This is a genomic window from Cupriavidus sp. 05T41 (assembly GCF_056396525.1).
This window is the reverse complement of record NZ_JBFTLQ010000015.1, coordinates 16,819-37,187: the sequence shown is the minus strand read 5'-3', so window position 1 is coordinate 37,187 and position 20,369 is coordinate 16,819. Positions and strand designations below refer to the sequence as shown.

Below are 20,369 nucleotides of genomic sequence, written 5' to 3'. Positions count from 1 at the left end.
CGAATGTCTCTTCCTGGCCCGGCAAGCGACCTCCACCAGTCGTGAGCCGGTCGGCTCTTACCACAAGCGAGCTGAGCGATTCCAGGAGCGGCCCAGCGCCAAATGGATGCGCCAAGGCAACGCAGAACTGCCAACTCCACGCATCGCTAGCGAGCCCCCAAACTTCACGTTCAGGGAGAGCATGCAGATTGTCGATGCTCCTGACGTGATTGTCGAAGGACTGTTCCTTGGCCGAGAGCGGACCTCCGCTGGCAACTGCCAATTGTCCGTCCTGCCTGCATGGGTCGCTACTCGGCTGCCTTTGCCCTCCGCGCCCGGGGCGCACCCATGCGGCAGTTTCCCGACCTGGCGCAAGCTGTCGGCAAGGCCGACAGGTTTCATTCGCCGAGGGTGGGGACGTTCCCCTCCTGCACCAGGATTCGGGGCGAATTCATCTCGCCGGTTTCCTCGTCCACCAATACCTCATAGGCCGCGACGCCGGCGAAGCTTGATGCCATGGCGTTGGCAATACGGATAGCGCTGACCTCGCTCGATGCCTGGCGGATCTCACCAGGCAGGAGTGCGTCGCTCTTGCCCTTGCGGTACGGCACGATGATGTACTTGACGGCGAGAGTATCGGGCATGGCGGCAACTCCGGGCGGAGGTGGGTGCCGCGGAATGCAGCCCCTGACCTGTATGAATATACAGTGTATGGGTCATCCGAGGCCGTGGGGGTATAGTTGAGTTTACTGTATGGATATACAGTGATCCCGGTGCGGCCTCATTCTCTCCGACCTGACGCGCCGGATGAGATCCCGGCTGGAAATTGGTGGGGGCACCTTCCGATAGAGCGGGGGGTTCTAGCGCCGCCCGCCGCAGTTGTGAGTCATCCAATCTCGACGATCTGCATGGGGAAGGCAAAAAAACACGCCTCCCTTTCAAGTCTTCGCTTGTCGATATGCCCGCAAAAACCCGGAAACCTTATGGCGGAAAGCAGCAGGAGTCGAACCTACCTGGGAACGGCTAACGCCCCCAACCGGGTTTGAAGCCCGGCCGCATCACCGGATACGCATGCCTTCCTCGCAGCTGGCAACACCCGACGGCTGCCATTCACTGTCGGGGCGCAGCACGCGCGCGTTTCCGACGCGACGAGTGTATCCGACGCGATCGAAGAACTCCAGAACCTGGATGGCGCGCTTGCGGCCCAGGGCGGTGGCGTCGCGGAAGCGGATCGCGTCCACGCTGCCGTGCTGCGCGACCAGGGCCGCCAGCAGCGCGGCCAGTTCGCGCACCTGCGTGTTGTCGTAGAACAGGTCATGCACCACCTGGTGCACCGTGCCCTGGCGCGCCATCCTGCGCAACAGGCCGCGGATGCGTTCCTCGGGCACGTTCAGCGCGGTGCCAAGCTCGCGCACCCACGGCGGATCGTATCGGCCGGCCGCCAGCATCGGCACGACGCGCAGCGCCAGGGCGAGATCGTCCTCGGACAGCGTGGCCAGGTGCGATGGCAGCTGCAGCCAGGCGCCGTTGCGGCGCAGCTCGCCGCGCTCCAGCAGCGTGTCGAGCAGCGCCGCCCAGGCGGCATGCGGCAGCGCCGGCGCACCGGCAAAGGCCACGCGCCGCAGCGAGCCGGCATCGAGCCCCGGCTCGTCCGGCATGCGCGCATGGAATGCCGCCAGCGTGTCGAGCACGGTGCGCTGCAGCGCCTGCCAGTGCGCGGCGAGGATGACGCAGGCATCGGCATGGCCGGGCGCGGGCACGACCAGCGCGTCGTCCGGCAGCCGCCAGCCGGCCGGGCCGCTGCCGCTCAGGCAGGCCAGCCGCGCCGCGGCGATGCCGTGCGTGGCCTGCATCAGCAGGGGGGCGAGGCCGGCGCCTTCGGTCATCTGCTGCAGCGCCTGCAGCCAGGCGATGCGCCGGTCGGTGCGGCGCCGGCGCTCGGGCGCGAAGGGGTCGAGCACGCGGCCGCCGCCAACGGTCAGGGTCGCCTGCGCATTGCGCACGATGAAGCGGTCGCCGGGCAGGGCGCATACCGGGGCGCCGAACACCAGCTGGGCCAGCGCCGTGCCCCCGGGCTCCAGGGCCTCGGTGCTGAGCAGCACGATGTTGGCCAGCTGGTGCAGGGTGCCGAGGTGAACGTGTAGCGGGGTCCAGTGCGTCAGGCGAAGCTCTGCCTGGGGCAGCAAGGTGAGCGAGACATCGATGCGGGCCGAGGGCGCGACCAGCGCCGGATCCGCTACCCAGTCGCCGCGGCTGACCGCTTCCTTGTCGATGCCGGCCAGGTTCAGCGCGCAGCGCTGTCCGGCAAGGCCGGTGTCGGCCGGGCGCTGCTGCGCATGGATGCCGCGCACGCGCACCGGCTTGCCCGAGGGCGCCAGGCGCATCGTGTCGCCGGCATGGACCCGGCCGCCGAGGACCGTGCCGGTGACGACCGTGCCGTGGCCCGGCAAGGTGAAGACGCGGTCCACCGCCAGCCGGAACAGGCCGTCGGTGCCGCGCGGCGGCAATTGCTGCGCGATCTCGTGCAGATAGGCGCGCAGGGCCGATACGCCGGCATCGTCGGCGCGCGTGGCGTCGAGCGCGAACACCGGCGCCTGCGCGAATGGCGTGCCGGCCAGCAGTGCCTCGATCTCGCGGCGCACCTCGGCCTGGCGCGCCTGGCCGACGCGGTCGGCTTTGGTCAGCGCCACCGCGGCGCGCGCGATGCCAAGCCGCTCGACGATGGCCGCGTGCTCGCGCGTTTGCGGCATCACGCCGTCGTCGGCGGCGATCACCAGCAGCGCCAGGTCGATGCCGCTGGCGCCGGCCGCCATGGTGTGGATCAGCCGTTCGTGCCCGGGCACGTCGACATAGCCGAGCACGTCGCCGTTGGGCAGCGGCGTGTAGGCGTAGCCCAGCGCGATGGAAATGCCGCGCTCCTTCTCTTCCTTGAGGCGGTCGGTGTCGACACCGGTCAGTGCACGCACCAGCGTGGTCTTGCCGTGGTCGATGTGTCCGGCGGTGCCGACGATCATAGGCGCAGCGCCTGCCACTGGGCGGTGAAGGCGGGCTCGTCGGCTTGCTCGAGGCAACGCAGGTCCAGCCACAGGGCCTGCCCGGCGATACGGCCGATGACTGGCCGGGGCAGTTCGCGCAGCGCGGCTTCGAGCCGCTGTAGCTGCCGTCCCGCGCCGGCGCGCCGCCCGCCCGCCGCGGTTGCGACGGGCGCGATGGCCAGGCCGTGGCTGGGCAACTGGCTGCCGGGCTGCGCGCCGCTGCCGACCTGGCTGAACATCGGCGCGTCCGAGACCAGGAACGCGTCGCCCAGCGCCGGCTGCAGCAGCGGGCACAGGCGCAGCGCCTGCGCGTGCAGGCTGGGCGCGCTGCGCGTGAGCAGGCGCAGGGTGGGCAGGCTGTCGGCCAGCAGTTCCGGCGCGCGGTAGAGCCGCAGCACCGGCTCGAGCGCGGCCAGCGTGAGCTTGCCCACGCGCAGCGCGCGCTTGAGCGGGTTCTTCTTGATCCTGCGGATCAGGTCGGCGCGCCCGACGATCAGGCCCGCCTGCGGTCCGCCGAGCAGCTTGTCGCCGCTGAAGGTCACCAGGCTGGCGCCGGCTTCGATGGTCTCGCGTACCGTGGTCTCGGCCGGCAAGCCCCAGCGGGTCAGGTCGACCAGGGTGCCGCTGCCGAGGTCCACCACCACCGGCAGGCCGTGCGGGGCGGCCAGCGCTGCCACCTCGGCTACCGCCACGCTGCGGGTAAAGCCGGTCACCTGGTAGTTGCTGCAATGGACTTTCATCAGCAGCGCGGTGCGCGGGCCGATGGCATCGGCGTAGTCGTGCGGGTGCGTGCGGTTGGTGGTGCCGACTTCGACCAGGCGCGCGCCGGCGCGCTGCATGATGTCCGGGATGCGGAAGGCGCCGCCGATCTCGACCAGTTCGCCGCGCGACACCACCACCTCGCGGCGCTGCGCCAGTGCGTTGAGCATCAGCAGCACGGCCGCGGCGTTGTTGTTGACCACCGTCGCGGCTTCGGCGCCGGTCAGCTCGCACAGCAGGTCTTCGATGAGGTCGTCGCGGTCGCCGCGCGCGCCGGTGGCCAGGTCGAACTCCAGGTTGGCGGGCGCGGTCAGCGCGCGCGCTACCGCCTGCACGGCGCTGTCGGGCAGCAGGGCGCGGCCGAGGTTGGTATGCAGCACGGTGCCGGTGAGGTTGAACACGGCGCGCAGGCGCGGCTCGCCGGCGCGGGCCAGTGCCGCGGCCAGGGCGTCGGCCAGGGCCCCGGGGGCCACGGCGTCCATGGCGAGCCTGCCGGCGATGGCCTGCGCGCGGTGGCCGTCGAGCAGCCTGCGCAGCGCGGCCGTGACCTGGGTGCGGCCGTGGCTGGCCAGCAAGGTCTGCAGTTCGGGGCCGCCGAGCAGGCGGTCGACCGAGGGGATGTCCGCCGGGCCGGCAAGGGCGGGCGCGCCGTCGTCCAGTGCGCTCAAGACTCCGCTCCCTGCCACAGCATGGGGTTGCCGCTGGCGCGCGCGTAGCCGGCTTCGCCCATCAACACGTCCAGCGCCAGCGTGGCGAGATCGTCCGCGACCGGTTCGACCTGCGCGTCCTTCTCCATGTAGCAGATCTTGCGGTAGGTCTGGCAGTGCTCGCAGGACTCGGCCTTGACGGCGTGCAGGCCGTCGTTCTTTTTGCCACCTTCGCCGCCTTCGCCAGCGCCACTGCTTTCGGCGACATGATAGGCGATGCCTTCGGTGGATTCGCAATGGCTGCACTTGATGCGCACCATATGCCATTCGGTGGCGCACAGCGCACAATGCAGGTAGCGCAGGCCCTGGTAGCGCCCGCCGATGCGCACGATGCTGGCAACGGGGAGCGTGCCGCAGACCGGGCAGACGGTGTGCACGTCGAGCGCCGGCACGTCGGCCTCGGCGAGCTGGCTGGCCTTGCAGGTCCAGCCGACCTGGAGCGCCGCCATCAGGAACGGCGCCATGGCGAGGTCCGCTTCCGCGTCGCGCCCGCTGAGCAGCGCCTGGGCCTGTACATCCAGCTCGAGCGGGGGCAGGGCCTCCAGCCGCGCCAGCGTCGCCATCACGGGTGCGGGCAGGCCGGGCGACTGGCGCAGCGTGCCGGCCAGCGCCGCCAGCGCGGCGTGCCATGCGTGCTGGCCCTGGCCGCCCGCGGCCGCCAGCGGCGGCATGCGGTGCTCGTGTGCCAGGGCGATGGCGTGCGTGTCGGGCGGCGGTACTTCCAGGGTGCGCGCGATGGCTTCCTGGGCATCGGCCACGATGGCCATCAGGCCAAGGTAGGCGCCGATCGGATTGCCTGCGGCCAGCTGGCGCAGGCGTTGCGCGCGCGCGCCGAAGGTGCCGGTGCGCTGCGGCAGGCGCAGGCGCGCCAGCGCGACGTGATCGAGCGCTTCGATTTCGTGGGGTTGGAGAATGCGCTGCACCATGGTTGTCCCGCGTCCGTGAAACCGCGTCCCCGAGGGGACGCCGGAAGCGCCGGCGGTGCGGGCGGCAGCATCCGGACGGCGCTACTTGTTGCCTTGCCTGAAGACTTCCCGGAACCACGCGCGATGGTGCTTCCAGGCCCAACCATAGGTCACCGTGCCGCGCGTCATGGCTGCGACCGATCCCTTGATCCACAACGCGGCATAGATGTGGACAATGATGCCGCAAATCAGCACGAAGGCGCAAATGGCGTGCACCACGGCGGAGAAGCGGATGATGCCGATCGGGAAGTACGCGGAGAAGTAGACCCGCCAGATCACGATGCCGGACAGCAGCAGCAACAGCATGCACAGCACCATGACGAAGAACAGCAGCTTCTGGCCGGCGTTGTAGCGTCCCACTTCGGGCAGGGCCTCCTCGCGGTTGTTGAGCACGTCGCGGATCTGCGAGAGCCAGACGCGGTCGTTGCGGTCGAGCATGTTGTGGTGCCAGAACCGCAGCGACAGCCACAGGAACGCCACGAACATCACGATGCCGATGAACGGGTGCAGGATGCGCGTCCACGTGCCGCCGCCAAACAGGTTGCTCATCCAGAACATGGACGGATGGAACATCGCCAGCCCGGACAGCGCCAGCAGGATGAACGTGATGGCGACGATCCAGTGGTTGGTGCGCTCGCCGGGGGTGTAGCGCACGATCAGGCCGGGCCTGTCTTCGGGTCTCATGGCGTTCCTCCTCAGCCGGGCAAGCCGCGCGAATCGTCCGGATCGCGCGGGTCGCGCCCGGCGCGCTCGCGCTCGCGGGCCAGTTCGGCCTGCGCGGCGGCCTCGTCCTCTGGCAGCGTCTCGTTGGGGCCCACGCGGATGTAGTGGAAGAAGCCCGCCAGCGCGGTGACGGCGATGCCGGCCACCGCCAGCGGCTTGGCCAGGCCCTTCCACAGGCCCACCAGCGGGCTGATGCGCGGCTCGTCGGGCAGGCCGTGGTAGAGCGATGGCTGGTCGGCGTGATGCAGCACGTACATCACGTGCGTGCCGCCCACGCCGGCCGGATCGTACAGGCCGGCCTTGTCGAAGCCGCGCGACTTCAGGTCGACGATGCGTTCTTCCGCATGCTGCTTCATGTCTTCCTTGGTGCCGAACACGATGGCGCCGGTCGGGCAGGTCTTCACGCAGGCGGGCTCCTGTCCCACGCCGACCCGGTCCGAGCACAGCGTGCACTTGTACGCCTTGCGGTCGTGCTTGGAGATGCGCGGGATATTGAACGGGCAGCCGGTGATGCAGTAGCCGCAGCCGATGCAGTTCTCCTCATTGAAATCGACGATGCCGTTGGTGTACTGCACGATGGCGCCCGGCGCCGGGCAGGCCTTGAGGCAGCCGGGGTCGTCGCAGTGCATGCAGCCGTCCTTGCGGATCAGCCATTCGAGGTTGCCGTTGGGGTTCTCGTACTCGGAGAAGCGCATCACGGTCCACGACTGGTCGCTGAGGTCGGCCGGGTTGTCGTACACGCCCACGTTGTGTCCGACTTCGTCGCGCAGGTCGTTCCATTCCATGCACGCGGCCTGGCAGGCCTTGCAGCCGATGCACTTGGTGGTGTCGATCAGCTTGGCCACGGAGCCGGTGACCGGCACGCGCGCCTGCGTGGATGGCGTGGTGGTAGCCGAGCGCCGGCGGATATCGAGTGATTGCAGTGCCATGGCATGCTCCTCCCTAGGCCTTCTCGACCTTCACGAGGAAGGATTTGAACTCGGGCGTCTGCGAATTGCCGTCGCCCACCACCGGTGTCAGCGTGTTGGTGATGAAGCCCGGCTTGGCCAGTCCGGTGAAGCCCCAGTGAATCGGGATGCCGACCGTGTGCAGTGTCTTGCCGTCCACCTTGAGCGGCCTGATGCGCTTGGTCACCACCGCCACGGCCTTGATGAAGCCGCGGTTGGACGACACCTTGACCCGGTCGCCCGCGCTGATGCCGATCTCCTTGGCCAGCGCCTCGCCGATCTCCACGAATTGCTCGGGCTGGAGGATGGCGTTGATGCGGGCGTGCTTGGTCCAGCCGTGGAAATGCTCGGTGAGCCGGTACGTGGTGGCGATATGCGGGAACTGCGCCACCTTGCCCATTGCCTCCAGGTCGCCCTTGAAGACGCGCGCGGCCGGGTTGCTGGTGGCCTGCGGCTGCTTGTCGTTGAGCGGGTTGTAGCCCAGCGGCGTCTCGAACGGCTCGTAGTGCTCAGGGAACGGCCCCTCGGCCATGCCGGCGCGGGCGAAGAAGCGCGCCACGCCCTCGGGGTTCATGATGAAGGGGCTCATGCCGCCCGCCGGGTCTTCGTCCGCCTTGAAGTCCGGCACGTCGGCGCCGCCCCAGCTCTTGCCGTTCCAGGCGACCAGCCGACGCGCCGGATTGAACGGCTTGCCGCTGAGGTCGCACGAGGCGCGGTTGTAGAGGATGCGCCGGTTGGCAGGCCACGCCCAGGCCCAGTTCAGGGTCTGGCCGATGCCGCTGGGGTCGGCGTTGTCGCGCCGCGCCATCTGGTTGCCGGCGGCAGTCCACGCGCCGCAGAAGATCCAGCAGCCGCTGGCGGTGCTGCCGTCGTCGCGCAGTTCCCCGAAGCCGGCCAGCTGCTCGTTGGCGCGCCGCGTGAACTTGGTGGGATCCTTTGGGTCCTGCAGGTCCGTCAGCGCGCGGCCCGAGTATTCCCTGGCCAGTTCTTCCGGGCTCGGGCTGGCCGGGTCGGCGTACTGCCAGGTCAGGTTGACGATGGGGTCGGGGTACTTGCCGCCATCGGCCTGGTACATCTTGCGCATGCGCAGGAACAGCCCGGACATGATCTCCAGGTCGCTGCGCGCTTCGCCCGGGGGCTCCGCGCCTTTCCAGTGCCATTGCAGCCAGCGCCCCGAATTGACCAGCGCGCCGTTTTCCTCGGCGAAGCAGGTGGTTGGCAGGCGAAACACCTCGGTCTGGATCTTGCCCGGATCGACGTCGTTGATCTCGCCGTGGTTGCGCCAGAACTCCGAAGTCTCGGTGGCCAGCGGATCCATGATCACCAGGAACTTCACCTTGCTCAGGCCCGCGATGAGCTTGGCCTTGTTGGGTGCGGCCACCACCGGGTTGAAGCCCTGGGCGATGTAGCCGTTCATCTTGCCCTGGTTCATCAGCTCCACCACCTGCAGCAGGTCATACGGCTTGTCGAGCTTGGGCAGGTAGTCGAAGGCCCATTGGTTGTCGGCGGTGGCGGCGTTGCCCCACCACGCCTTCATCAGGCTGACGTGGAACTTGGGGTAGTTCTGCCAGTAGCTGAGCTGGTTGGGGCGCAACGGCTTGAGCGCGCGCGCGGCGATGTACTTGTCGTAGTCCTGCTCGCCCTCGCTGGGCAGCGTCATGTAGCCGGGCAGCAGGTTCGACAGCAGCCCCAGGTCGGTCAGGCCCTGGATGTTGGAGTGCCCGCGCAGCGCGTTCATGCCACCGCCGGCGATGCCGATATTGCCCAGCAGCAGCTGCACCATGGCGCCGGTGCGGATGATCTGCGAGCCGATCGAGTGCTGCGTCCAGCCCAGCGCGTACAGGATGGTCATGGCGCGCGTGGGCGAGGCGGTGGAGGCCATCATCTCGCACACCGCCAGGAACTTGTCCTTGGGCGTGCCGCACACGCGCTCCACCATCTCGGGCGTATAGCGCGCGTAGTGCTGCTTGAGCATATTGAACACACAGCGCGGATGCGCCAGCGTGGGGTCGGTCTTGACGAAGCCGTCGTCGCCGCGCTCGTAGTCCCAGGTGGACTTGTCGTAGCTGCGCTCGCCGGCGTCGTAGCCGGAGAAGATGCCCTGGTCGAAGGCGAAGTCCTCCCGCACGATGAAGGAGAAGTCCGTGTAGTTCTTCACGTACTCGTGCTGGATCTTGTCGTTGGCCAGCAGGTAGGTGATCACGCCGCCGAGGAAGACGATGTCGCTGCCGGTGCGGATCGGCACGTACATGTCGGCCACCGAGGCCGAGCGCGTGAAGCGCGGATCGACCACGATCAGCCGGGCCTTGTTGTGCGCCTTGGCTTCGGTCACCCATTTGAAACCGCACGGGTGCGCCTCGGCCGCATTGCCGCCCATGATCAGGACCACGTCCGCGTTCTTGATGTCGACCCAATGGTTCGTCATCGCACCGCGGCCAAACGTCGGGGCAAGACCTGCCACCGTCGGGCCGTGTCAGACGCGCGCCTGATTGTCGAAGGCCAGAATCCCGAAGCTGCGGATCGTCTTCTGCGTGAGGTAGCCCACCTCGTTGCTGCTGGCGGATGCGGCCAGCATGCCGGTGGTCAGCCAGCGGTTGACCGTCTTGCCGTCCGCCGTCTTGTCGACGAAATTGGCATCGCGGTCTTCCTTCAGGAGCTTGGCGATGCGATCCAGCGCGTCGTCCCACGACATGCGCTGCCACTTGTCCGAGCCGGGCGCCCGGTACTCCGGGTATTTCAGCCGGCTGGGGCTGTGGATGAAGTCGATCAGGCCGGCGCCCTTGGGGCACAGCGTGCCGCGGTTGACCGGGTGGTCGGCGTCGCCTTCGATGTGGATCACGCTGGCGGTGGCGTTCTTGGCGCCGTCGCCCAGGCTGTACATCAGGATGCCGCAGGCCACGGAGCAGTACGGACAGGTGTTGCGGGTCTCGGTGGCGCGCGCCAGCTTGTAGGCCCGCACTTCCGCCAGCGCCTCGCCGGGGGAGAATCCCATCAGCGCCAGGCTGGAGCCTGCTAGGGATGCGCCGGTTATCTTGAGGAACTGGCGCCGGTTCATCGTTACCATGGCTACCCTCCTGGGCATGGCGACAGCGGTGGGGATTGTCTCGTCCAGTATAGGAAGCCAGATGCACAATGGCATGGCATTGCGGCTTTTTGAGGGATTTGCCGCGAGGGCGGCCTCCGCGGGGCGTTGCCGGTCGCACCGCCCTGGGCCGCTTGGGGCCGTGATGCCCCGGCCCAGGCGCCCGGAAGCCACTTCCGATCGACAACATCCCCGCGCGGGAACCGTGTCGACCAGGCTTCAACCGTGCTTCTACCTTGCTTCAACCTGCTTCAGCTTGTGCAGGACGGGTCACAACCATAAAAAAAGCCATTCCGAAGAATGGCTTTTTACACCCCGCGACATCCCGCACATCGTGACTCCAGCCCCGCGGACTCTGTGGCCTGCGTAGGCATTGCTGGAATCACACAGCGAAGACCGGCAACCAAATCGTTCCAGGCGGCAAAACCGCGCTTGGCCCAGTTCTCGGATTTATAGGTATTTGCTGCGACTTGGCACGCGACGAATCATACGTATTGCCTATAAGACATAGTATAGAGAATAGCCCCTATTTTCCGCCTCTGTTCCTGCGCTCGCGCAGGCCGGGACCGTGTACTGGTCGTGCGATTACCGCACAACGCTGGGGAGTCGGCGCGCGATGCGTCAGCGGTTGCGCAGCCGCTCGCGCAACTGCGCCTCGAGCTCGGCGATGCGCAGGTCCACGCGGGAGCGCTTGCGGATATAGCGGATGCACAGCGCAGTAAAGAGCACTGCGGTGAAGGTGCAGCACAGCGCTGCAAATTTGGTCAGTTCAGGGTGCATGGTGATTCTGCGTGCGGTCGGGCACGGTTTGCTGGCGCGCGATGATACCCGGGCGCGGGCGCCCGGCATGCGGCAGGCCAGTCCCGGCCGCATGGAAAATAACGTCAGCCGTGGTCCAGTCTGAAGGGATACCCAACGTCAGGGTGGTATGGCGCCCGCGGCGGCCTGCCGGCATGCCGTCGCCTTCCGCCAATCGTTCGCCTTCGGCAACGCCTGGTGCGCTAGCCCACGCTGCAATCGCGCGGACGCGGTTAGGCTCGAAAGGCCGCGTGCAGGTCTGACCCACTTGCGCGCGTTTTGCGCCTCGCCTATCCCCCGGTGGGCGGGGCGCCTTTCTGCGCCGGCGAGGGTGCGTCGACGTCTGCGGTCATCCCCCCTGCAGGCGCAAGCCCGGGTTCGCCTGCCCACCGCCCGAAGGCGCCTCCGCGCCGGCGCGGTACTGGTACGCTTCCCCCTTACGACGTCCCCCTTACGACTTCCCTTTTACGACTTCCCCTTTTGCTGCATGCGGCTGGCCTGGCCGCCGCATGCCATCCCAGGAGCTGCATTCGATGCTTGGCGCAATGGATTTCCTTTCCGTGGTCCGCCACGCCCCGCTGGTCTCGATCGACCTGATCGTCACCGACGCGCAGGGCCGCGCGCTGCTGGGGCGGCGGCGCAACCGCCCGGCGCGCGACACCTGGTTCGTGCCGGGCGGGCGCATCCGCAAGGACGAAAACCTGGATGCGGCATTCCGCCGCATCGTGGCGGACGAACTGGGCATCGCCGGCGTGGAGCGTGCCAGCGCCACCGCGCGCGGCGTGTTCGAGCACCTTTACCCGGACAACTTTGCCGGCGAGCCTGGCGTCACCACCCACTATGTCGTGCTGGCCTACGCCTGGACGATGCCTGCCGGGACGCAGGAGGCGAGGGAGGCTGCCGTGGGCACGCCGGGCCAGCACAGTGCATATCGCTGGATGAGCCCGGCGGAACTCCTCGGCCGCGACGATGTGCATGAAAACACCAAGGCTTACTTTCGCTGAGTGCCCTGGTGCACCAGGCGGGTGCCAGGCCGCCGCCGGGCCGGCTCACGCGGCCAGCGGGACCAGGGCGGCGTCCCGGCCGGCGGCCTTGCCATCGGCCGCGGCGGCGGGGGCATCGGCAGCGGTGCCAGCCGGGTGCGCCTGCTCGGACTGAGCGGGCTGAGCGAATAGCGCGCACTCGGTGCGCAGGTACTCGGCGAACGGCGCGGCCACCTCGGCATGGCGCAGCGCGAACTCCACCGTGGCTTTGAGGTAGCCGAGCTTGCTGCCGCAGTCGAAGCGGCGGCCTTCGTAGCGGTAAGCGAGCGCCTGTTCATGGCCGAGCAGCGCCTGGATCGCGTCCGTCAGCTGCAGCTCGCCGCCGGCGCCCGGCGTGAGCGCGTTCAGGTGCGCGAAGATGCTGGGCATCAGGACGTAGCGCCCGACCACGCCCAGGTTGGACGGCGCCGCCTCGGGCGCGGGCTTTTCCACGATGCCGGACATCTTGAACACGCGCTCGTCCCACGGCTTGCCTTCGATCACGCCGTAGGAGCGGGAATCCTCTGGCCGGATCGCTTCCACGCCGATGACGCTGCTGTGGTAGTGGTCGAAGACCTCGATCATCTGCCTGAGCACGGGTGTGCGCGCGTCCAGCAGGTCATCGGCCAGGATCACCGCGAACGCTTCGTCGCCGATGAGCTTGCTGGCGCACCGCACCGCGTGGCCGAGCCCGAGCGGCTCCGCCTGCCGCACATAGAAACAATCGACGTGGGCGGGCTTGATGCCGCGCACCAGGTCGAGCAGTGACTGTTTGCCGCGCGCCAGCAATTCCGCCTCCACTTCGTACGACTTGTCGAAGTGGTCCTCGATGGCACGCTTGCTGCGCCCGGTGACGAAGATCAGCTCGGTGATCCCGGCCGCGATGGCCTCTTCCACGGCGTACTGGACCAGCGGCTTGTCGACGACCGGCAACATCTCCTTCGGGCTTGCCTTGGTGGCGGGAAGGAAGCGCGTGCCGAGTCCGGCTACCGGAAATACGGCTTTCCTGATCTTGAGCATGGAGCGACTCCCGTAGTGTGGTTCTTCCGTTGACTTGCTGCGAGATGGGGGGCAAAACGAACTGCAAAACGGACCGCGGAACCGGCAGCGAAGCGCACTGCAAGACGGCTGCGGCCGGTCCAGGTGCAGCCAGCGTATCGCCGCGCCGATCCGGGCATCTGCCAACAGTTCGCCATATTCAGCCAGCGCGGCGGTGCGCGCGCCACAGGCCGGCGCGGCCCGACTAGAGTCGGACATGGGGCGGCACAAGCGTGCCGGCGTGCCTGTGCGCAATGGAAGGAATGATGAACTGGTACCGCATCACAGACCTCGGCGATGCCGCGGTGACGCTGCCGCTGGCGCTGGCCGTGGCCTTGTGGCTGCTGCAGGCAGACGGCTGGCGGGTCGCCTTGCGCTGGGCCGCCAGCCTCGCCGCGGGCGCGGCGCTGGTGCTGGCGAGCAAGCTGCTGAACGCCGGCTGCGGCATGTCGCTGGAGAGTTTCGACATGCGCGTGATCAGCGGCCACGCGATGTTGTCGGCGGCGGTGTGGTCGGTGTTCCTCGCCTTGCTCCTGCGCAGCATCAGGCCGGCATGGCGCGACGGCGGCTTCATGCTGGGGCTGTTGCTCGCGGCGCTGATCTGCCTGAGCCGCGTGATGCTCGCCGCGCATACCCCGACCGAAGTGATCGCGGGATGGCTGCTGGGCGGCACGATCGGAGGCTGGGTGCTGCGCGCATGCGCCGCCGCGCCCCGGCGGCTCGGCAATGGCGTGATCGCCGGGGTTGCACTACTCGGCTTGTGCACGGTTGCCTATGGACGCCATGCCCCTTTCGAGCAGATCATCTGGCACTACTCACCGTACTACGCACCGGTGATTTGTCGTTAGGGAGGCTAGTGTGCCGCTTCTTCCCCGCCTGCTTGCCGGGCCCCAGCCGTGCCGCCGCCAGCGCGCCATGGCCAGACATGTCCCGTTCCCGTTTGCCGCCTGCCTGCTCCTGTTCGCCTTCACGGCGTGCGGAGGCGACCGCAGCGCCGACAAGGCCAAGCCCCAGGCCAACGGCAGCGCGCCGCCCGCCGCCGCGGCGGGCGTGACCGACAGCGGCATCCTCAATTGCGCCGCGCCCGCCGCCAGCACCGATGCCGCGCCGGACGGCGATACCCTCGAGGCCGATACGCCGGGCAGCGACGGCACGCGGTTGTTCCCCGCAGGCAGTACCTTCCAGCTCAGCGTCACGACGCGGTCCGCCGCCGCCGATGTCGTGAACTGGACCATCGCCGACACCTGGGGCCGCTCCCGCGCCAGCGGCCAGTTCCCCGTGATCGCCGGCCCGCGCGTATCGACGCTGGACTGCAAGTCGACCATTGCCGGCTACTTCGCCGTATCGGTGAGCCTGGCGTCGGCCGGCGGCGGCGTGCGTTCGCGCGGCACCCGTCCCAACGGCATCGCCACGTTCGGCGTGCTGCCCGATATCTCCGCGGTGCTGCCGGCGGCAAGCTACGCGCGCCAGGACCTGCACCGCTTCGGCGGACAGGGCACGTCCTACCTCGCGCCGGGGCAGACGTGCTGCGACGGCGACGGCTATCGCCCGCTCTATCCCGCGCTGGGTTTGTCCTGGGCCAACGACAACCGCAACTGGTACAAGATGGAGCCCAACGGTCCCAATACCTTCAACCCGGCCACCGACCAGCTCGCGTCCTATTTCAAGCCGGGCGACCTGATGCGGCTGATCCAGCTCGACGGCATTCCCGACTGGGCCAGCCCCGTCGCCGATACCACCCACCACGCCTATGCGCCGAAATCCCTGCCGGCCTACCAGGACTACATGACGCGCGTGGGACAGGAATCGAACACGGTGCGCACGCGCTATTTCCCGGCGCAGTCGGCCAACTACTACCAGGTGACCTGGGAGCCGGACTATGACGGCGGCCTGCCGTGGAAAGACACCGACGCAAACTTCGTGGCGATGTACCGCGCCACCTGGCAGGGCATCCATGCGGGCGATCCCAGCGCCGTGGTGATGGGCACCACCAACGCCTTCCTGCGGCAGAACTCCGTCTGGATCGAGCGCCTGGTGCCGCTCGGCATCGCACAGTACCTCGATGGCGTGACCGCGCATGGCTACTACGATGCGGGCACTTCGCCGTCGCATCCGCCAGAGCGGCTGGTGGGTGCCGCCAGCGCCGACGACGCCGCGAATGCCTTGCCGGCCTCCATGCGCGAACTGCGTCACGTGATGGCCACGCGCCTCAAGCGCGGCGCCAAGCTGTTCGTCACCGAGACCGGCATCAGCTATGACATCGGCTCGACCTACGGCCCCGACTACCCGACGCAGAACATCCTCTTCGCGCACGGTGCGGTGACGGCGCGCACGCACCTGATCATGCTGGGCGAAGGCGCGGACGTGAGCTTCGTGTTCTACGCCGCCGACGCACCGATCGAGCCTGGCTACGGCATCTTCTTCGACCTGGCCAGCGCGAGCGGCAGCTTCGGCACGTCGAGCATCAGCCCCAAGCCCGCGGCGCTGGCGGTGGCGGTGATGACCCGGCTGATCGACGGCACCAATACGCTGGGTCCGCTCAAGGCCTTGCCTGCCGGCGTCTACGGCTATGCATTCCAGCGCCTGGGCAGCAATAGCGTAGTGACCGCGCTGTGGACGCACAACAATGCGAACTGGAGCGCCTCCACCGGCTTCAGCGCGACCTATAGCGTGCCTTACACGCTGCAGGTGGATGCGCCCGGCACCAGCGGCAGCGTGGCGGTGCTGGACATGATGGGCAACGTATCGACGGTGCCCTACGCCAATGGCGTGCTCACGCTCACGCTGACGGAGGCGCCGATCTACGTCATCTCGGCGAACGCCACGGTGGCGCAGGCCGGCGTGACCACGCCGGAGGGATATATCGCGCAATAGGGCGGGCGAGCCCGGCGCGGCGCCATCGGCAAGCGCCCGGCGTGGTTGCGTCGCCGCGGCAAGTCTGCCACCTGCGCCGCACGGCGGCTGCGATGGCACCGCCAGGGTGAGCGGCGCGGAGGGAAGAGAGGAACCGAGGAACGGATGGAAGCGGGCTGCGCGCCGAACGGCTGCGCATGCCTGTGCGGCGCGCAATGCGCAGCCATGCGAGATGCCGGCTGGCTATTTGTTGGCTATTTACTGGCTATTTGTCCCGGGCTTCGAACAGCGCGGTGACGTTCTTGGTCAGCACCAGCAGCGTGGCGGCTTCGGCCAGCGCCTGTTCCTTGCGGCGCAGCTCGCGCTCCAGCTCGCGGATCCTGCGCTGGTCCTGCTCGTGCAGGCGCCGCACGGCGCCCATGCCGCGGCTGTCCGACAGCGCCGCGGCGGCGCTGCGGCGCCAGTATTCCAGCTCGAGCGGGTCGACCGAGTTTTCGCGGCACCAGGCGGACTTCTGCAGCTCGCCCATGGCGCCGGTGGCCAGCACGGCTTCGAGCCGGGCTTCGCCGGCCGCAGCCGGGTCGGCCGACGGCATGGCCATGGCATCGGCGCGCCACCGCCCGAGTGCTGCCAACGAGATATGCATCTCGGTCGCGACCTGCTCGACGCTGGCATTCTCGGGAGGCAGCATCCGCGCTACCGCGAGATCCTTGATGGCCTGAGCATACCTAGCCACTGTGGTTCACCCTGTTTCTCCGTGCGACGGTATCCGGTGCGCTAGGCGGCGTGCTGTTCGCCGGGTTGCAGCGCCGGCTGGCCGCGCCGGTTGGCCGGGAAAAGTGCGTCCCGGATGCGCAAGAACGGAAATTCGATGGCCCGCGTGGCGGCATAGCCGACCAGGATGGCGACTGCGAACTGCACCACCAGCGCCAGGCCCCATAGCGGGATCGCCGGTACGCCGAACGCCGTTGCCTTGCGGATAAAGATCTCGCCGGGCGCCAGCGCCACCGAGTGCCACAGGTAGATCCCGTAGGAGTACACGCCGATCCACGCCACCGCGCGGTACAGCCGTGCGCTGCGCAGCGTGCCGGAATACTCGAGCACGAGCACGATCAGCGCGGCAAAGCCGATCGACTGGATGGTGTAGCCGATGGTTTCCTCCAGCACCAGGTTCCGCTGCAGCACCACCAGCCATACCACCGTGGCCGCGACGACCGATACCAGCACCAGCTTCCGGCTCGCTATGCGGCGGTACAGCTCGGGCTTCATCCAGTAGATCGTGGCCAGCATCACGCCGTACAGCAGGCTGTCGATGCGGTATTGCGTGTAGGCCGAAGCGCCCTCGAGGTCGCCGCTGGCCACCGCGAAGCAGCGTGCCGCCAGCACCACCACGCACAGCGCCGCCGTCACCCACAGGATGGTGCCGGCGCGCAGGCTCCAGCGCGCCACCAGCAGCAGCACCGCGGGCAGGAACAGGTAGAAGTGCTCCTCGACGGCAAGGCTCCAGGTCTGCGCGATGGAGCTGCCGAAATAGTTCTGCAAGTGCGTCAGGTTCTGGTACAGGAAGGAGCTGGTCGGGTGCCTGCCCGCGAGCACGTGGAACAGGATCAGTGCGTAGTACGCCGGCCAGATCTTGAAGATGCGGCGGATGATGAAGCGCCGCGCATCCACCTGCCCGCGCTGCGCATACTGGCGCAGCAGCAGCCCGCCGACGAGGAAGCCGCTCAGCGTAAAGAAGAGGTTGACGCCCTCGCGGCCGAAGTTCTTGAGCGGGTACTCGAGCAGCGCGATCCACTGGCTGCCGGTCGCGACCGTGTGGAAGTGCATCCCCATCACGGCAATGATGGCCAGCCCGCGAACGAAATCCAGCTCTATCGAGCGGTTTCCTATGTGCTTGCCGTGGGTGGCCGGGTTTTCCATATTGTTCTCCTCCAAGGGCGCTTCCGAAATGGTCCCGGCGGTGGTCCCGGCGCTGGTTCCGGCGGCCCCCGGCGCGGCCAGGGTGCGGGCGGCGCCTGGCTGGCCGCTGGCCACCTGGCCCGGCGTGCTGTACGCGCCAGGCTTACCGCTCGCCGTGCGTGCCAGGTTCACCTGGCGTACTGAAGCGCTTGCGGATAAACCGGCACGGATTGCCGCCGTAGATGCCTTCGGGCTCCAGCGAGCAATGCACCACCGACAGCGGCGTGACCACCGCCGAGCGCCCGATCGTGATGCCCTTCTGGACCACGCACCTGGCGGTGATCCACACGCCATCCTCGATCACGATCGGTGCGACCTGCAGGTCCATGCTGCCGTCCACTTCGTGCGAGCCGGCCGTGAGGAAGCTGCCTTGCGAGATGCACACGTTCGAGCCGATGCGGATCGGCGCCTGGTTGTAGATCCAGACGTCCACGCCGAACCAGCAACTGTCGCCGACCTCCAGGTTCCACGGCGACTTGACGCGAATCGGATGGACCAGCCGGCAGTGCCTTCCGATGCGCGCGCCGAACAGCCGCAGCAGGCCGGCGCGCAGGCCGGAAAATGGCATCAGCTTGTTGTTGATGATGAGCGCCTCGATCACGAACCAGATCGCCTCGACCAGCTGGCTGCGGCGGCGGACATAGTTGCCTTTGCCGGCGAGGTCGAGATCGATGACTCGGCCACCGGCGCGGCCTGCGTATGCCTGGCGGCTACCGTCGCGCACATCCGCTGCGCCGGCTTCGCGGCGCTTGGCCGCCCGATCCAGGTAATCTGCGTAAGCTTCGGTTTTCATGTCCGGCCCTTCGTGCTTCGCGTTCCGCTGGCGATTTCATTCATTTCGTTCCTGTCGGGAAAATTATCGAACGTGAAAACGCGGGCGCACCGCTATTTGGCCGGATTGGCCTCTGGCAAGGGGCGTTTTGGCGGCATCGCACTACGGCGCGCGGGTCGCGGGCCTCAGATGGCCGCGCGGCGCAGCGTCTGCTTGAATTCGCTCAGGGTGTTATGCGCCAGCAGGTGGGCGCGCGGTGGCCCTTGCGCAGGTACCGCCGGCTGCATTGCGCGCGCAGGCGAGGCGAGCTGGTCGAGAGCGCGCCCGATGGCCGCGACGGAGAGATCCTCCAGCACCGGCCCGAGTTCGCGGCCGTGGCAGAACCAGCCGATCAGCCCGTCGGCCGTGGCGATGACAGGCTTGCCGGCGCGGTAAGCCTGCACCAGCACTCCGCTCATGCCGTAGTGCCCCTTGTAGCCGAGCCATACCGCGTCGCAGGCGCAAAACAGGGCGGCTTCTTCCTCGTCGGTAATGAAGCGGTCCAGGATGAGCGGCGGAGGCAGCAATGCAGGCGCGGCCTCGCTCAGGAATGCGCGCATCTGCGCATCCTGCTGTCCCGCCACCACCAGGGCCGGCGCATGCGGGCGGCCCGCCAGCGCCGCCACCAGTTCGCAGATGCCCTTGCGCTCGGTGATGGCACCGTAGACCAGCAGGTGCGCGCCTTCGCCCAGCCCGAAGCGCGCCCTGGCCGCGGCGGGATCGGCCGGGAGGGCATCCGGACACGGGTCGGCAAGATAGGCGACGCAGGCAATCGAGGCGACATCCTGCGTGCGCCCGCCGGCGCGCGCGCACCATTGCGGCAGCGTCGGGTCGATCGACAGGAGCGTCTTCATGCCGCCGGTGCCGAGCGCGCGCCGGAACAGCCAGGTCTTGACCGCGTTGACCAGCGGCCGCCTGGGCGCCTTCACGCCCACCTTGCTGTGATGGAAGTTCGCGCGCATCGTGATGCCGACCCAGGGCACGGCGCCGAACGGCGAGCCCAGCAGCGGCAATATATAGAGGAAGTAGTCGGCATAGGGCACGACCACCAGCGAGGCGGCGCGCTCGGCGCTGGCGATGCGGAACGCGTGGCGGAACATGCGCCAGAAGCGCACATAGGCGATGCGGCCCAGGCCGTCGCCCGCCGCGGCCGGCGCCGGCACGAACAGGAGCGTGGTGTGCGGCTGGGGGCTGTCGAGCAGCCGCCGTGCGAGAGGGTGATCGCGGTTTGACGGATCGGTCGCTACCATGCAGTGATACCCGGCTTCGCGGTAAGCCTGCATCGCCCATTCGACATAGCGCCAGCGGTGCCCGGTAAAGTCGTGCTCGATGATCAGTGCGGTCGGGTCGGGCATGGCGTATCCAGGCCCGGCGCGGGCCGCCGTGCTGCAGGTTGCGAAAGACTCGTCCTTTTCACATTAGCACCGTGCCTGCCGCGCCAGCCGCCAATATGTGGCCACGCCTGGCGGAAAAGGACTGGGCCGGCGCGGCCGGGACGCAAGCTCGCGCCGGCGCGCTTGTCCACATGGTCATCGCCTTGGTGACGGATTAACGCTATGCCATGGCGATTCCCGCCTGCACGGCTACGGTAGATTGGGTCGCATGGCTCGCAATAGCCACCGGCGCGGCGCGTGACCATCTTTGTGCGCGTCGTCGCCGCCACCGCTGTCGCCACGGGACAACAGAGCAAT

General features: G+C 68.2%; 15 protein-coding genes, 1 tRNA gene and 1 pseudogene. 3 read left to right on the top strand and 14 right to left on the bottom strand.

The genetic code is table 11. The annotated features are described in order from the left end of the window. Positions 1-377: 377 nt before the first annotated feature. From AC1DKV_RS11785 to AC1DKV_RS11745, 9 genes are all read right to left on the bottom strand, one after another. Positions 378-623 (bottom strand): hypothetical protein, encoded by a 246-nt coding sequence (locus AC1DKV_RS11785; RefSeq protein ID WP_441614602.1) that lies wholly within the window; start codon positions 621-623, stop codon positions 378-380. Positions 624-963: 340 nt separating this feature from the next. Then, positions 964-1,059 (bottom strand) — tRNA-Sec (locus tag AC1DKV_RS11780). Continuing rightward, the gene (gene selB, locus AC1DKV_RS11775; RefSeq protein WP_441614600.1) at positions 1,038-2,993 is read right to left on the bottom strand and encodes a selenocysteine-specific translation elongation factor; all 1,956 of its coding nucleotides are present in this window, start codon (positions 2,991-2,993) and stop codon (positions 1,038-1,040) included. Before selB ends, AC1DKV_RS11780 begins: the two co-directional genes overlap by 22 nt. Beyond that, entirely contained in the window at positions 2,990-4,441 is a 1,452-nt protein-coding gene (gene selA, locus AC1DKV_RS11770) for an L-seryl-tRNA(Sec) selenium transferase (protein WP_441614598.1), read from the bottom strand. The genes selB and selA overlap by 4 nt, the downstream gene beginning before the upstream one ends. After that, a complete protein-coding gene (gene fdhE, locus AC1DKV_RS11765) occupies positions 4,438-5,406 on the bottom strand; it encodes a formate dehydrogenase accessory protein FdhE (protein WP_441614596.1) in 969 nt (322 codons plus the stop codon). Before fdhE ends, selA begins: the two co-directional genes overlap by 4 nt. Positions 5,407-5,487: 81 nt before the next feature. After that, a complete protein-coding gene (locus AC1DKV_RS11760) occupies positions 5,488-6,129 on the bottom strand; it encodes a formate dehydrogenase subunit gamma (RefSeq protein WP_441614594.1) in 642 nt (213 codons plus the stop codon). Positions 6,130-6,140: 11 nt separating this feature from the next. Further along, the gene (gene fdxH, locus AC1DKV_RS11755; RefSeq protein ID WP_441614592.1) at positions 6,141-7,097 is read right to left on the bottom strand and encodes a formate dehydrogenase subunit beta; all 957 of its coding nucleotides are present in this window, start codon (positions 7,095-7,097) and stop codon (positions 6,141-6,143) included. Between the two features lie 13 nt (positions 7,098-7,110). Then, positions 7,111-10,179 carry a formate dehydrogenase-N subunit alpha gene (fdnG, locus tag AC1DKV_RS11750; protein WP_441614590.1) on the bottom strand — a complete coding sequence of 1,023 codons (3,069 nt, stop codon included), beginning with the start codon at positions 10,177-10,179 and terminating at the stop codon, positions 7,111-7,113. Between the two features lie 639 nt (positions 10,180-10,818). Further along, the gene (locus AC1DKV_RS11745) at positions 10,819-10,977 is read right to left on the bottom strand and encodes a hypothetical protein (RefSeq protein ID WP_441614588.1); all 159 of its coding nucleotides are present in this window, start codon (positions 10,975-10,977) and stop codon (positions 10,819-10,821) included. A 551-nt stretch (positions 10,978-11,528) separates the two neighbouring features. On the opposite strand from AC1DKV_RS11745, the gene AC1DKV_RS11740 reads away from it, so the two are divergent. Continuing rightward, positions 11,529-11,999 (top strand): GDP-mannose mannosyl hydrolase, encoded by a 471-nt coding sequence (locus tag AC1DKV_RS11740; RefSeq protein WP_441614586.1) that lies wholly within the window; start codon positions 11,529-11,531, stop codon positions 11,997-11,999. Positions 12,000-12,044: 45 nt separating this feature from the next. Here the strand turns inward: AC1DKV_RS11740 and galU are convergent, their stop codons facing one another. Next, a complete protein-coding gene (gene galU, locus AC1DKV_RS11735; RefSeq protein ID WP_441614584.1) occupies positions 12,045-13,037 on the bottom strand; it encodes a UTP--glucose-1-phosphate uridylyltransferase GalU in 993 nt (330 codons plus the stop codon). Positions 13,038-13,318: 281 nt separating this feature from the next. Here galU and AC1DKV_RS11730 point away from each other — a divergent pair, with 281 nt between their 5' ends. Further along, entirely contained in the window at positions 13,319-13,903 is a 585-nt protein-coding gene (locus AC1DKV_RS11730; protein ID WP_441614582.1) for a phosphatase PAP2 family protein, read from the top strand. A gap of 67 nt (positions 13,904-13,970) precedes the next feature. Further along, positions 13,971-15,929: a hypothetical protein gene (locus AC1DKV_RS11725; RefSeq protein ID WP_441614580.1), complete on the top strand. Its 1,959-nt coding sequence runs from the start codon at positions 13,971-13,973 to the stop codon at positions 15,927-15,929. A gap of 280 nt (positions 15,930-16,209) precedes the next feature. Here the strand turns inward: AC1DKV_RS11725 and AC1DKV_RS11720 are convergent. From AC1DKV_RS11720 to AC1DKV_RS11705, 4 genes and pseudogenes are all read right to left on the bottom strand, one after another. Then, positions 16,210-16,644: pseudogene (locus AC1DKV_RS11720) on the bottom strand (IS3-like element ISAzo10 family transposase); the annotation flags it as partial. A gap of 41 nt (positions 16,645-16,685) precedes the next feature. After that, entirely contained in the window at positions 16,686-17,828 is a 1,143-nt protein-coding gene (locus tag AC1DKV_RS11715) for an acyltransferase family protein (RefSeq protein ID WP_441614578.1), read from the bottom strand. Positions 17,829-17,970: 142 nt separating this feature from the next. After that, positions 17,971-18,660, bottom strand: coding sequence for a DapH/DapD/GlmU-related protein (locus AC1DKV_RS11710; protein ID WP_441614576.1), 690 nt, complete (start codon positions 18,658-18,660; stop codon positions 17,971-17,973). Positions 18,661-18,824: 164 nt separating this feature from the next. Next, on the bottom strand, positions 18,825-20,033 hold the full coding sequence (locus tag AC1DKV_RS11705) for a glycosyltransferase family protein (protein ID WP_441614574.1): 1,209 nt from the start codon (positions 20,031-20,033) through the stop codon (positions 18,825-18,827). Between the last annotated feature and the right edge of the window lie 336 nt (positions 20,034-20,369).